Consider the following 13,418-nt stretch of genomic DNA (forward strand, 5'->3'; position numbering starts at 1 on the left):
GTTTGTCGGTGCACTGGCCTACCATAGAAGCAAGTCCCACTAAGGAGATTATGACCATCAACAACTCCCGCGCCATGGATTCTGCGGACAGCTCCACGCCGGAACTGAGCCCTTCGGACATCCAAGGGGTCATCGACAGGATCCTCGCCAAGGACAGCGCGGTGGAAACCAAGTCCGCCGCTGCCGGTGATTCTCCGCGCGGGCGCGCCCTGGCACTGTCCGACAGCGACGCCGAGCACTCGTCCCACGACGGTGAGCAGCAGGATCTGGCCGAACGCCGCGCACTGCGCCGCGTCGCAGGCCTCTCCACCGAACTCGAGGACGTCACCGAGGTTGAATACCGCCAGCTGCGGCTGGAGCGGGTTGTCCTCGCAGGCCTGTGGAGCGAAGGCACCGCAGCCGACGCCGAAAACTCCCTGAAGGAACTCGCCGCACTGGCGGAAACCGCAGGATCGGAAGTCCTCGACGGAATCATCCAGCGCCGGCCGAAGCCGGATCCGGGCACGTTCCTGGGCTCCGGCAAGGCGCAGGAACTCAAAGAGATCGTGATGGCCACCGGTGCCGATACGGTCATCGTCGACAGTGAGCTGGCCCCGTCCCAGCGACGCGGGCTGGAAGACATCGTCAAGGTCAAGGTCATTGACCGGACGGCACTGATCCTGGACATCTTTGCCCAGCATGCGAAGTCCCGCGAGGGCAAGGCCCAGGTGGAACTGGCCCAGCTGGAATACCTGCTGCCGCGCCTGCGCGGCTGGGGCGAATCCATGTCCCGCCAAGCAGGCGGCCAGGTCGGCAGCGCCAGCGCCGGCATGGGCTCGCGCGGCCCCGGCGAAACCAAGATTGAACTGGACCGCCGGAAGATCCGCACCCGGATGGCCAAGCTGCGCCGCGAAATCGCCGCCATGAAGCCGGCACGCGAAACCAAGCGGGCCAACCGTCACCGCAACTCGGTGCCCTCAGTAGCCATTGCCGGCTACACCAACGCCGGCAAGTCCTCGCTGCTGAACCGGCTCACCGACGCCGGGGTGCTGGTGGAGAACGCGCTGTTCGCCACCCTGGACCCCACCATCCGCAAGGCCCAGACCGAAGACGGCATCGGTTACACGCTGGCAGACACGGTCGGCTTCGTCCGGTCGCTGCCCACCCAGCTGGTTGAAGCCTTCCGCTCAACGCTGGAGGAAGTGGCCGACGCCGATCTCATCCTGCACGTGGTCGATGCCTCGCACCCGGATCCGGAGGGCCAGATCGCGGCCGTCCGCACCGTCCTGAGCGAGGTTGATGCGCGCAAGATTCCGGAGATCATCGTGCTGAACAAGGCCGACGCCGCGGATCCGTTCGTGCTCGAACGGCTCCGTCAGCGCGAGTCCCGGCACGTCGTGGTGTCCGCCCGCACCGGCGAAGGCATCCCCGAGCTGCTGCAGGCGATCTCCGAGGGCATTCCTCGTCCCGGCGTGGACCTGGAACTGCTGGTGCCTTACGAGCGGGGCGACGTCGTTTCCCGGCTCCACCAGCAGGACGCGGAAATCCTGGCACTGGAGCACGGCGAGGCCGGCACCCGGCTGCACGTCAGGGTTCGTGAAGGGCTGGCAGCGGAGCTGGAGCCGTTCGTGGCCCATGGGTAGGAAGGGCACACAGGGGCCTGCGCAGGTCCTCGAACTGCTTGATACAGCGGTTTCTGCCATGGGCGGGCAAAACCGCCCGGGCCAGCATGAGATGGCCCGGCAGGTGGCTGAGGCCATCGAGTCCGGCGACCACTTGCTGGTCCAGGCCGGAACCGGCACAGGCAAGTCCCTGGCCTATCTGGTGCCGCTGATTGCGCATGCCCTGGAGAGCGACAAGCCTGCACTGGTCTCCACCGCCACCCTCGCCCTGCAGTCCCAGATTGTGGGACGTGACCTCCCGCGCCTGCTGAAGACCCTCGAGCCGAAGCTTCCGCGGGAGGTTGATGTTGCCCTGCTCAAGGGCCGCAGCAACTACGTCTGCCTGCACAAGACCGGCGGCGGCTTCCCGGAAGAAGACGAAGCCGGGACGCTGTTCCTGCTGGGCGACGAGCAGGCCGTTTCGCACCCGGCACCGACCGCCGGACCGAGCTCCGCCCTGGGGCGCGACGTCGTCCGGCTGCAGGAATGGGCACAGGAGACGGAAACCGGAGACCGCGACGAGCTGCTGCCGGGCGTCAGCGACAAGGCCTGGCGCCAGGTGTCCGTCACCTCGATGGAGTGTCTGGGCGCCCAGAAGTGCCCGGTTGCCGAGCTGTGCTTCAGCGAACGTGCCCGGGCCAAGGCCGCCGAAGCGGATCTGGTGATCACCAACCACGCCATGCTGGCGATCAGCGCCTTCGAAGGCCTCGCGGTCCTGCCCGACTATGACGTGGTGGTGATCGACGAGGCCCATGAACTGCAGGACCGGGTCACCGGCGCCGTCACCGGGCAGCTCTCAGGGACCATCATCTCCGCAGCGGTTTCCGCCGCACGCAAGCACACTTCCGCGACCATGGAGCCCCTGGCCGCTGCCGGACGGGCCTTCGACCTGGTGTTCGCACCGGTCCCCTCGGGCCTGCTGGCGGCAGGACTGTCCGAAGACCAGGAACTGGTGCTCGGACAGGTGCGGGAAGCCTGCCGTACTGCCCTGTCCGATTCCAAGCCCGAAGGCTCCGACTCCGTTGACGGCGGCCGCCAGATGGCACGCTCCCGGCTGATGGCGGTCCTGGAACTGTGCGAACGCATCCTGGACGCAGTGAATTCAGGGGAGGTGCTCTGGGCCTCGCGTGCCAGCACCTTCTCTCCCGGGGCCGGTTACACCGCGCCGGAAGAAGATGCCGCGCCCACCATCAACGTCGCGCCGCTGTCCGTAGCCGGGCGGCTGCGCGAAGGCCTGTTTGACGGGCACACCGTGGTGCTGACCTCGGCCACCCTGGCCATCGGCGCGGAATTCGGTCCCGTCGCCGGAGCCCTGGGACTGCTGGGCACCGGTGCGCCGAAATGGACCGGCACCGACGTCGGAAGCCCCTTTGACTATCCCCGGCAGGGCGTCCTGTACGTGGCGAAGGACCTGCCGAAACCCGGACGCGGTACGTCTGAAGAGCAGCTGGATGAACTGGAGGCGCTGATCAAGGCCTCGGGCGGCGGCGCTTTGGGGTTGTTCTCCTCCCGCCGGGCGGCGGAGGAAGCCGCCGATGTCCTGCGGTCACGGGTGGACTTCCCGATCCTCTGCCAGGGGGAATCCACCATGTCCGCCCTGGTCCAGCAGTTTGCCGACGACGACGCGACCTGCCTGTTCGGAACCATGTCGCTGTGGCAGGGCGTGGACGTTCCGGGAGCGTCATGCCGGCTGGTGATCATTGACCGGATTCCGTTCCCGCGCCCCGACGATCCCCTGATGACCGCCCGGACCCGGGCGGTCGCGAAGGCCGGCGGAAACGGCTTCATGAGCGTCTCAGCCACCCATGCCGCCGTCCGGCTGGCCCAGGGAGCCGGCCGGCTGATCCGCGCCTCCGGTGACAGGGGAGTCGTGGCCATCCTGGACTCACGCCTCGCCACCGCCCGCTACGGCAGTTTCCTGCGCGCGGCCCTGCCGCCCTTCTGGTCAACCACCGACCGTTCCGTGGTGCTCCAGGCCTTGCAGCGGCTCGCGGCGGAACCGGCGGGCTCGAAGAAGTAGCCGCTGCCCCGGCAGGATGGAAACCCGGGCAGGGCAGGAACGCAGAACAAAAAAGCAGCGCCGCCGGCAGGAAGTTGCCGGCGGCGCTGCTTTTTGTTTGCTTCGTACGGGCTGTCCCAGAGCGTCTAGAGCGAACGCATGACCGATACGACCTTGCCCATGATGGTGGCTTCGTCGCCGAGGATCGGCTCGTAGCGGGTGTTCTGAGGCAGCAGCCAGGTGTGTCCGTTGCGCTGCCGGAAGGTTTTCACCGTGGCTTCATCCTCGAGCAGGGCCGCAACAATGTCACCGTTTTCAGCGGTGGGCTGACGCCGCACAACCACCCAGTCGCCGTCGCAGATGGCCGCATCCACCATGGAGTCGCCGGCGACGCGGAGCATAAAGAGGTCGCCGTGCCCGACGAGCTGGCGCGGAAGGGGAACCATCTCTTCGACCTGCTGGTCCGCGAGGATGGGACCGCCGGCGGCGATCCGTCCGACCAGCGGAACCATGGCCGTGTCAATTGCGGTGGTGAGGTCGGAGACGCTCTTTGCTGCGGCCTTGCCGCTTCCCTCAGCGGCGCCGTTCGCCTCCGCAGGCGCCCGCGTGGTGCCTGCCTCTGCCGCACCGGCGTTGCTTCGGCGTGCGGGGGCATCGCGGAGCAGGAGCGGGACGAGGATTTCCATTGCGCGGGGGCGCTTGGGATCCCGGCGGATATACCCCAGCTTCTCCAGCTGGCTCAGCTGGTGGGTGACGCTGGAAAGGCTGGCGAGACCGACAATGTCACCGATTTCCCGCATGGACGGCGGGTATCCGTTGGCGTTCACCGAACGCTGAATCGTCTCCAGGATCTTGGTCTGACGGGCGGTCAGCCCCTTGGTGCGGCCTGCCGGCGACGGCGCGGCAGGGGAGGGGGTGCTGCCATTGGTAACACGGGCCACGTCGGCTTCCCTTCACAATCGGCCCGTGGACGCGGGCCGGATGGTTCTAGCGGTATATCAGGTGTGTTCTGCGGTGATTCTTCGTGCGGAGGTCTTTTTCGTGCGGGGTTCGGCTGTTTATGCGCCGGGCTGTTTTGTCAGTGGCGGATGGTTAGTTGGTTCCAGCCGCTTCCAACAGGTTCAACGCTAGGGGAGCGCAAAGGAATTTTCAAACATATATTCGAGCGAGTCTCGACAATGTTCGTAGATAAGTGCTAGAAATGTTCGAGTACAACTTAGAACATACGTTCGAGTACGGCCCACCGACACCTCGGCGGGCCAACCAGATGTTCGAATGCAGTTTCGATCCAGGGTGTTTTTCCGGTGCTAGTGCGGGAAGGTCCGGGACCGGCACAGCAGCACTTCGGACCGGAAAGGTATTGACATGTCAGTACACGTACTTCCCTTTACCACCATCACGCCGGCCCGGAGCGTTGCGCCCGAGGCGGCTGCCCGGGAATCCGCACGGCTGCGCCTCACCCGCCGCGGCAGGCTGGTCCTGGTGGGCGTGCCCCTGATGCTCGCGGCCGCTGCCCTGCTGGCCTTCATCGGGTTCTTCACAGCCCCGGCCATGGCGTCCGGAGGCTCGCCCGAAGAGACCCGCGCCATCCAGGTGAGTGTTTCCGCCGGAGACTCCCTGTGGTCGCTGGCCACCGAATTCGCTCCGGAACAGGATCCCCGCACCGTCGTCGCCGACATTGTGGAACTCAACAACCTGGCCGATACCACTGTCCCCGCCGGACGCCAGCTGTACGTCCCGGTCTCGCGGTAACCGGTTCCGCCCTCAGGGCAACCTCAGTGCACCGTCCCGGTGGAAGGTCCTAAGCTGTAGTGGTGAACGAACAGCTGGAAAACCTGAACCGACTTCCCCTGCGCGATGATCTGCGCGGCCTGACCCCGTACGGCGCTCCGCAGCTGGATGTGCCGGTCCTGCTGAACGTCAACGAAAATACCCATGGACTGCCCGGGCATGTGCGCCGGGCAATCATGGCCGAAATCGAATCGGTAGTCGGCGGCCTGAACCGGTATCCGGACCGCGAATTCACCCAGCTGCGAGAAAACCTGGCCAAATATCTTGGGCACGGACTGGCGGCGGAGAATATCTGGGCCGGCAACGGCTCCAATGAGGTCCTGCAGCAGATCCTTCAGGCCTTCGGCGGACCCGGCCGGACAGCCATGAGCTTTCCTCCCACGTACTCCATGTACCCGCTGCTCTCCAGCGGCACCGGCACTACCTACGTCACCGGCACGAGGGAATCCGACTTCTCCCTCAGCGCGGACTCGGCAGCGGAGCAGATCCGGGCACAGGCACCCAACATCGTGATCCTCTGCACGCCCAACAATCCGACCGGAACCGCACTCGGGCTGGACGTCATTGAAGCGGCCTACGAGGCAGGCGAAGCCTCCAACGCCGTCGTTATTGTCGACGAGGCGTACGCGGAGTTCTCCCACGCGGACACCCCCAGCGCCCTGCAGCTGCTCCCCGGACGGGAGCGGCTGATCATCTCCCGCACCATGTCCAAGGCCTTTGCCCTGGCGGGCGCCCGCATCGGCTACTTCGCGGCGGCACCCCAGATCGCCGACGCCCTGCGCCTGGTCCGGCTGCCCTACCACCTGTCGGCAATCACGCAGGCGACTGCGAATGCCGCCCTCACCCATGCCGACGCGCTGCTCTCCAACGTCGAGGACATCAAGGGCCAGCGGGACCGGATCGTAGCGGAACTGCGCGGACTCGGGCTGGAACCGGCACCGTCGGATTCCAACTTCGTCCTGTTCGGCGGACTGGAAAACCCCCGCGCCGTGTGGGAAGGGCTGCTCGAAGCAGGGGTCCTGGTCCGGGACGTCGGCATCAAAGGCCACCTGCGCGTCACGGCAGGCACCGAGGCCGAAACCACCGCGTTCCTGGACACGCTGCGGCAACTGCTGCCGGCCTGAGCCGCCCGCCGAAGGGACACTCCGGGCTGCGCAGGCCGGAACCCGGCCGCGCACCCTCCATGTCCCTCGATGGCGGCGGTTTCGGGGAGTCGGCGCGTTCGGGACTAAACTGATGACCTGCCGGGGCTTTGCCTATTGCCCCGACCCCGATCTTCGTGAAGGAACCCCATGACTGTGGAGACCGCCACCGGACGCACCGCCCGCCTAGAGCGGACCACCAGCGAATCGTCCGTCATTGTCGAGCTGGACCTGGACGGCACCGGCCGCGCCGACATCAGCACCTCGGTGCCGTTCTATGACCACATGCTGACGGCGCTGGCCAAGCACTCCCTGATGGACCTCACGGTGCGGGCCACCGGCGACACACATATCGACGTCCACCACACCGTGGAGGACATTGCGATCAGCATCGGCGAGGCGCTGAAGACCGCGCTCGGCACCAAGGCCGGCATCCGGCGGTTCGGTGAAGCCACCGTGCCGCTGGACGAGGCGCTGGCCAACGCCGTGGTCGATATTTCCGGGCGGCCGTACCTGGTGCACTCCGGGGAGCCTGCCGGCCAGGAATACCACCTGATCGGCGGACACTTCACCGGGTCGCTGACCCGCCACGTGTTTGAGGCCATCACCCTGCACGCCCAGATCTGCCTGCACATGCGGGTCCTCGGCGGCCGCGATCCGCACCACATCGTCGAGGCCCAGTTCAAGGCCTTCGCCCGCGCCCTGCGTGCGGCCATCGAATCCGATCCGCGCGTCGAGGGCATCCCCTCCACGAAGGGAGCACTGTGAGTCCCCGCAACGTCACCGTCCTGGACTACGGTTCGGGCAACATCCGCTCCGCCGTCCGTGCCCTGGAGCACGCCGGCGCGAACGTTACGCTCAGCGCCAAACCCGACGACGTGCTGAACGCCGACGGACTCGTGGTGCCCGGGGTCGGAGCATTTGCCGCCGTGATGCAGGGACTAAAGGACGTGGACGCGATCCGCATGATCGGACGCCGCGTGGCCGGCGGGCGCCCGGTCCTGGGCATCTGCGTGGGCCTGCAGGTCCTCTTCGATGAAGGCGTCGAACACGGCGTCCGGACTCCGGGCATGGGGGAGTGGCCCGGCGTCGTCGAGCGCCTTGCCGCCGACGTCGTCCCGCACATGGGCTGGAACACCGTAGCCCCGCCGGAAGGCTCGGCCCTGTTCGAAGGCATCGAGGACCAGCGGTTCTACTTTGTGCACAGCTACGGCGTGCAGAAGTGGGACTTCGATGTCACGCAGCCGGCCATGCGCCCGCCGCAGGTCACCTGGGCGGACCACGGCGGACCGTTCATCGCCGCGGTGGAGAACGGTGCGCTGTCGGCCACCCAGTTCCATCCGGAAAAGTCCGGCGACGCCGGTGCGGCGCTGCTGAACAACTGGCTCAAGACCCTGGGCTAGGCACCGATATGTGGAGCGTTATCCTTATGGGCCTGGCCGGACTGCTGATCGGCGGAGCGGTGTCCTTCCGCAGCCAGGGCATGTCCAAAATCATCGTTATCAGTTTCTGGGTCCTGGCCGGAATGGCCCTGCTGGGTGCCTACCTGCTGACCCTCGACCTCTCCTGACCCCACCACCGAAAGCCGTCACATGCCCTTCAGCGAAACCCCCGTCCTTGAACTCCTGCCTGCCGTGGATGTCGCGGACGGCAAAGCCGTGCGCCTCGTGCAGGGCGAAGCGGGCAGCGAGACCAGCTACGGCGATCCGCTGGATGCGGCCCTGGCCTGGCAGAACGACGGCGCCGAATGGGTCCACCTCGTGGACCTCGACGCCGCCTTCGGACGGGGCTCCAATCTTGACCTGCTCAGCCGCGTGGTGAAGGCAATGGATATCAAGGTGGAACTCTCCGGCGGCATCCGCGACGACGAGTCCCTGGAGAAGGCCCTGGAACTGGGGGCCACCCGGGTCAATCTCGGCACGGCCGCCCTGGAGAACCCGGGATGGACCGCCAGCGCCATTGCCCGCTACGGCCACGCGATCGCCGTCGGCCTCGACGTCCGCGGCACCACCCTCGCCGCCCGCGGCTGGACCCAGGAAGGCGGAGACCTCTGGGAGGTCCTGGCCCGGCTCGAAGAAGCCGGCTGCGCGCGTTACGTGGTTACCGACGTCACGAAGGACGGCACGCTCCGGGGACCCAATCTGGACCTGCTCCGCGAGGTGCTCAAGCGCACCGACCGTCCCGTCGTCGCGTCCGGCGGCATCTCGAGCCTCGATGACCTGGCAGCGCTGCGGGAACTGGTTCCGCTCGGCCTGGAGGGCACCATCGTGGGCAAGGCACTCTACGCCGGCGCGTTCACGCTGCCGCAGGCCTTCGACGTCGCCGGGCACCCGGAACGCTGAGCATGGCCGCACGTGAACTGCCCGGCCACATCGCTGCCGCCCTGGCCGGGGCGGGCGGTCCCGCCGACTCCGCGGGACGGGCCTGGTCCGGACGCGATCTCGCCGGCGAGGGAAATCCGCTGCATAACTTCGACGCCGACAACGGCGAGGCCGACGCCGGTTACACGGCAGCCCTGTCGAAGCTGATTGCCGGGACCGGCAGCGAAGCAGACGTCGTCGCAGCGCTCGCCACCGCCCGCGTTTTCGTACCGATCGTTGCGGTGCTCGGCGAGGAAGCCGAATCGGACCACGGCCTGACCGCGGACAAGCAGGCAGACATGGCGCTGGTATCGCTGACCGCTCCGGACGGACGCAAGGCGCTGCCCGTGTTCACCTCGGTGGCCGCCCTGGAACGCTGGCATTCCGAAGCCCGGCCGGTGGCGGTCTATGCCAACCGTGCAGCACTGTCCGCCGTGGCCGAAGACGCCCAGCTGCTGGTCATTGACCCCGGTGCCGATTTCACCTTTGTGGTGCGGCGTCCGGCCATGTGGGCGCTCGCCCAGCAGCAGGAGTGGACGCCCTCCTACGCCGACGCCGGACTGGCGGCCATGGCCGAAGCCGCCGCCGCGCCGGACCCCCGGATCAGAGCGGTTCTCCTGCAGCAGGGACCCGGCACTGCGTCGCGGACCGCCGGCGGTGCGCCGGTGGCAGGAGGCGGGGCCGGTCCCGAGCTTAGAATGGTGCTTCAGCTTGCGCCCGGACTGGATCCGCAGGACATCGCCGCCCTGGCGGCCGGCCTGCAGCAGCGCCTGACTGCCAACCCCGAGTTTGTTGAGCGCGTGGATTCACTGGATCTGAAAATAACGCGCTGACCCGTCCGGCGTAGCCCGCCAGAAGAGAACCGCCGTGAATTTTGGCCTGTACCGCGAAATGCTGCGGATAGCCCCCATCCGCCGTGTCCTGCTGATCGGGATGATCGCCCGATTCCCGCATTCCGCCGCCGGCGTCCTGCTGACCCTGCACGTGGTCAACACCATGGACCGGGGCTACGCGGCCGCAGGTGCGGTCGCTGCCGTCGTCACCATCGGCATCGCGGTGGGTGCCCCCTGGCGGGGCCGCCGTGTGGACACTGTGGGCCTGAGGCGCGCACTGATTCCCTCGGTCATTGCCGAAGCGGTTATCTGGAGCATTGCTCCGCATGCCAGTTTCGAGTGGCTGCTGGTGCTGGCGCTGATCGGCGGCGTGTTCACCCTTCCGGTTTTCAGCGTCGTGCGGCAGTCGCTCGGTGTCCTGGCCACCGGTGAGCAGCGTCGCACGGCCTTCGCGCTGGATTCCATCGCCACGGAGCTCATTTTCATGATGGGTCCTGCCCTGGGCGCGGTCATCGCAACGCGTTCGTCGGTCGTCGGACTTACCGCAGTGGGGGTGTCCTCCGCAGTAGCGGGGGTGCTGCTGATGTGGTTCAACCCGCCGACCAGGTCCGCGGAACCCCGGAACGCCGTGACCGCAGCGGATGAGCAGGACGCTGCGGCGGCCGCCGCCGTCGCCGTGACCCCGGCAAACGTGCAGGAAGCACCGATGGAACTGACCGGGGCTGGCCTGCCGGACGGGCCGCAGAATCTTTTCGGCAGGCTGCGGAACGGCCTCGCGGGGAACTTCGGCTGGTTCACTCCGAGCGTGGCGGTGGTGTTTGCCGTTTCCGTGGGCGCCGGGCTGCTGCTGTCGAGTACCGACGTCGGCATTGTGGCGCTGGTGGAAACCGGCGGAAACCCGTCCGAGGTCGGCATCGTGTTTGTCGCATGGTGCGCGGCCTCCGCTATCGGCGGGATTCTCTACGGAGCCATGAACCGCCGGATCTCGCCGATGCTGCTCCTGCTGACCATGGCCGTCCTGACCATGCCGATGGCCTTCGCCACCGGAACGCTCAGCCTTGCGCTGCTTTGCATTCCCGCGGGCCTGCTCTGCGCGCCCGTGCTGTCCTCGGCATCCGAGCGGGTGGCTGACCTCGTGTCAGAGGAACGGCGGGGCGAAGCCATGGGCTGGTACGGCTCGTCGATGACTGCCGGAACGGCCCTTGGCGCTCCTGTGGCAGGTCTGGCCATCGACGTCATCGGCCCCTGGTCCGGCTTCCTGATGGCCGGCGGCGCTGCCTCCCTGCTGGTCCTGCTGACGCTGACGGTCCGGCGCTTCGTGCGGCGCCCCGTCCGCGCTGCGTAAAAAGGAAAGCCCGAAGAGCCTGTCCGCGGATATCCGCGGTCCGGCGCATCGGCCGGGGTCAGGCTCTTCGGGCCTATAAAGGGAGAAAGCAGGGGAGGGGCGGCGATGCCTAGCTGACGGGACCGGTGAACTTCTCGCCCGGGCCCTTGCCCGGAGCGTCCTGGAGAATCGAAGCTTCGCGGAAGGCCAGCTGCAGCGAACGGAGCCCGTCGCGCAACGGCCCGGCATGCTGGCTGCCGATCTCCGGGGCGGCCGCGGTGACAAAACCGGCGAGGGCGGTGATCAGCTTGCGGGCCTCATCCAGGTCCTTGAGCTCTTCGGCGTCGTCGCCTTCGGCCAGGCCGCACTTCACGGCTGCCGCGCTCATCAGGTGGACGGCCGCCGTCGTAATGACCTCGATGGCCGGCACCTCGGCGATGTCGCGCATCTGCTCGACAACTTCCTGCTGCGCTGCAGCGGCAGATTCGGACTCTGCTGACGTTCCCGGGAAGGAGTGGCGGGTTGCTTCCCCTGCCGGATTGCTCTGTGGGGTACTCATACTGGTAAGCTTGTCACAGACCGACTGGTTGTCGTTACTTTCAATGCCCTTCACGGGCGGGATGAAAATCACACTTTCCTCCTGGAAGCTTCGTCACCGGTATGCAAGCGGAGAACCCTCCCACCCGCGTCAGCCTGACCGCCCTTGTAGGCGGCAGAGTTGCCGGGTTCAGGTCGGCCCCGGACGGGCTGCAGTTTTTACTGCGGTTTATTCCGGGAGCTAACTGCCTTCGAACTGGCTTCGACGGCGGCTACTGCCGACCCTCTCAGGGCCTTCGATTGCGCTTGCAATTGGAGGCCTTCTTCATTTGCAGGCGGTAGCCGTTTTTGAACTACACAGGAGCTGCAACATTAGCGAGCCAAGAATCAATGATCGAATCCGCGTCCCCGAGGTGCGGCTGGTAGGTCCGGCAGGCGAACAGGTCGGAGTGGTCCGGATTGAGGACGCGCTTCGTCTGGCTGCCGAGTCTGACCTGGATCTTGTTGAGGTAGCACCGCAGGCCAAGCCTCCGGTGTGCAAACTAATGGACTTCGGCAAGTACAAGTACGAAGCCGCCGTCAAGGCACGCGAAGCCCGGAAGAACCAGACGAACACCGTTCTGAAGGAAATCCGCTTCCGCCTGAAGATCGACACCCACGACTACGAAACCAAGCGCGGACACGCCATGCGCTTCCTGGCCGCCGGTGACAAGGTCAAGGCCATGATCCAGTTCCGTGGACGTGAACAGCAGCGCCCGGAAATGGGTATGAAGCTGCTGAACAAGTTCGCTGAGGATGTCGCTGAAGTAGGTGTGGTTGAGTCCACTCCGCGGATCGACGGCCGCAACATGGTGATGGTCATTGGTCCGGTGAAGAACAAGGCCGAGGCCAAGGCCGAAGCCCGCCGCGCAACGCAGCGGGCCGATGCCAAGGCTGCGAACGAGGCAGTGAAGAACGGCGAGGCTCCGCCGCGCGTGGATACTTCTTCCGAGAAGGCTCCCATGACGCAGAGCCTTGCGGACCTGCTCCCGGACGGACTGCGTCTGGGTTCCTCCGCTGAAGCTGCCGACAAGGCACGCGCAGAGCAGGAACAGGCTGAAAAGGAACAGGCCGCTAAGCGGGCCAGGGCTGCAGCTGCCGAAAAGGCTGCAACCGAGGCACGCCGTGTGGCAGCAGCCAGCAGGCCGGCCGCAGCGCCTGCCCCTGCAGCTGCCGCTCCGGCCCAGCCCGCCGAGGCAGCCAAGCCGGCAGAAGCTGCGAAGCCTGCCGCAGCGCCGAAGCCTGCAGCGGTGCCGAAGCCGACCGCTGCAAAGCCTGCGCCCAAGCCGGCAGCCCGGCCCAAGCCTGCAGCAGCACCGAAGCCTGCCGGCAAGCCGTCCTCCTCGCGGGGGACCACCGGCCAGAACAAGCCCGGAACTGCAGAGTAGTTTTACTGCTCTGCGCCTCGTTCCGGCGTCCAGTAAAAAGCCCTGGCACCCGCAAGGTGTCCGAAGCCCCGCGGGCCTGCCCGCGGAAACCTAAAGGAGATCGGTAGACATGCCGAAGATGAAGACCCACAGTGGCGCCAAGAAGCGCTTCAAGCTGACCGGTACCGGCAAGCTCAAGCGCCAGCAGGCTAACCGCCGCCACTACCTGGAGCACAAGCCCTCCACGCTGACCCGCCGCCTTGCCAACGACAAGATCGTGTCACCGGCGGACGCCAAGGTCATCAAGAAGATGCTCGGCATCTAACTAATCCCCGACGGCTGTCCCACAAGGGCCGGCCTCACCCCATCAAAGCTTTCCCCGCTCC

The 13,418-nt window shown here is 66.7% G+C and carries 14 protein-coding genes; 12 read left to right on the forward strand and 2 right to left on the reverse strand.

Annotated features, from left to right (window positions below; translation table 11 throughout):
* The first annotated feature begins 50 nt into the window (after positions 1–50).
* Together hflX and N2K95_RS05695 are read left to right on the forward strand one after the other, a co-directional pair.
* Positions 51–1,622, forward strand: a complete 1,572-nt coding sequence (gene hflX, locus N2K95_RS05690; RefSeq protein WP_260653285.1) for a GTPase HflX — start codon at positions 51–53, stop codon at positions 1,620–1,622.
* Entirely contained in the window at positions 1,615–3,660 is a 2,046-nt protein-coding gene (locus N2K95_RS05695) for an ATP-dependent DNA helicase (RefSeq protein ID WP_260653287.1), read from the forward strand. The genes hflX and N2K95_RS05695 overlap by 8 nt, the downstream gene beginning before the upstream one ends.
* Before the next feature lie 125 nt (positions 3,661–3,785).
* Here the strand turns inward: N2K95_RS05695 and lexA are convergent, their stop codons facing one another.
* Positions 3,786–4,580, reverse strand: a complete 795-nt coding sequence (gene lexA / locus N2K95_RS05700) for a transcriptional repressor LexA (RefSeq protein ID WP_407080122.1) — start codon at positions 4,578–4,580, stop codon at positions 3,786–3,788.
* Between the two features lie 424 nt (positions 4,581–5,004).
* On the opposite strand from lexA, the gene N2K95_RS05705 reads away from it, so the two are divergent.
* The 8 genes from N2K95_RS05705 to N2K95_RS05740 all read left to right on the forward strand — a co-directional run bounded on the left by N2K95_RS05705 (position 5,005) and on the right by N2K95_RS05740 (position 11,110).
* Positions 5,005–5,391, forward strand: a complete 387-nt coding sequence (locus N2K95_RS05705; RefSeq protein ID WP_255793478.1) for a LysM peptidoglycan-binding domain-containing protein — start codon at positions 5,005–5,007, stop codon at positions 5,389–5,391.
* A gap of 62 nt (positions 5,392–5,453) precedes the next feature.
* Positions 5,454–6,554: a histidinol-phosphate transaminase gene (locus tag N2K95_RS05710; RefSeq protein WP_260653288.1), complete on the forward strand. Its 1,101-nt coding sequence runs from the start codon at positions 5,454–5,456 to the stop codon at positions 6,552–6,554.
* A gap of 168 nt (positions 6,555–6,722) precedes the next feature.
* Complete coding sequence (hisB, locus tag N2K95_RS05715; RefSeq protein ID WP_255793480.1) at positions 6,723–7,340, forward strand: imidazoleglycerol-phosphate dehydratase HisB; 618 nt, start codon at positions 6,723–6,725, stop codon at positions 7,338–7,340.
* The gene (gene hisH / locus N2K95_RS05720; RefSeq protein ID WP_260653289.1) at positions 7,337–7,975 is read left to right on the forward strand and encodes an imidazole glycerol phosphate synthase subunit HisH; all 639 of its coding nucleotides are present in this window, start codon (positions 7,337–7,339) and stop codon (positions 7,973–7,975) included. The genes hisB and hisH overlap by 4 nt, the downstream gene beginning before the upstream one ends.
* An 8-nt stretch (positions 7,976–7,983) precedes the next feature.
* Positions 7,984–8,142, forward strand: coding sequence for a hypothetical protein (locus tag N2K95_RS05725; RefSeq protein WP_227924525.1), 159 nt, complete (start codon positions 7,984–7,986; stop codon positions 8,140–8,142).
* Between the two features lie 22 nt (positions 8,143–8,164).
* A complete protein-coding gene (priA, locus tag N2K95_RS05730; protein WP_260653290.1) occupies positions 8,165–8,914 on the forward strand; it encodes a bifunctional 1-(5-phosphoribosyl)-5-((5-phosphoribosylamino)methylideneamino)imidazole-4-carboxamide isomerase/phosphoribosylanthranilate isomerase PriA in 750 nt (249 codons plus the stop codon).
* A gap of 2 nt (positions 8,915–8,916) precedes the next feature.
* Entirely contained in the window at positions 8,917–9,765 is an 849-nt protein-coding gene (locus tag N2K95_RS05735; protein WP_260653291.1) for an SseB family protein, read from the forward strand.
* 34 nt (positions 9,766–9,799) lie between these two features.
* Positions 9,800–11,110, forward strand: coding sequence for an MFS transporter (locus tag N2K95_RS05740; protein ID WP_260653292.1), 1,311 nt, complete (start codon positions 9,800–9,802; stop codon positions 11,108–11,110).
* 109 nt (positions 11,111–11,219) lie between these two features.
* Here N2K95_RS05740 and N2K95_RS05745 read toward each other — a convergent pair whose 3' ends face one another.
* Positions 11,220–11,648 (reverse strand): DUF1844 domain-containing protein, encoded by a 429-nt coding sequence (locus tag N2K95_RS05745; RefSeq protein ID WP_255793485.1) that lies wholly within the window; start codon positions 11,646–11,648, stop codon positions 11,220–11,222.
* Positions 11,649–12,039: 391 nt separating this feature from the next.
* Between N2K95_RS05745 and infC the strand changes: the two genes are divergently transcribed.
* Together infC and rpmI are read left to right on the forward strand one after the other, a co-directional pair.
* On the forward strand, positions 12,040–13,053 hold the full coding sequence (gene infC, locus N2K95_RS05750) for a translation initiation factor IF-3 (protein WP_260653293.1): 1,014 nt from the start codon (positions 12,040–12,042) through the stop codon (positions 13,051–13,053).
* 109 nt (positions 13,054–13,162) lie between these two features.
* Complete coding sequence (gene rpmI, locus N2K95_RS05755; RefSeq protein ID WP_230026300.1) at positions 13,163–13,357, forward strand: 50S ribosomal protein L35; 195 nt, start codon at positions 13,163–13,165, stop codon at positions 13,355–13,357.
* Positions 13,358–13,418 lie beyond the last annotated feature (61 nt).

Origin of the sequence: Arthrobacter zhaoxinii (assembly GCF_025244925.1) — a bacterium.
Lineage (GTDB): Bacteria > Actinomycetota > Actinomycetes > Actinomycetales > Micrococcaceae > Arthrobacter_B > Arthrobacter_B zhaoxinii.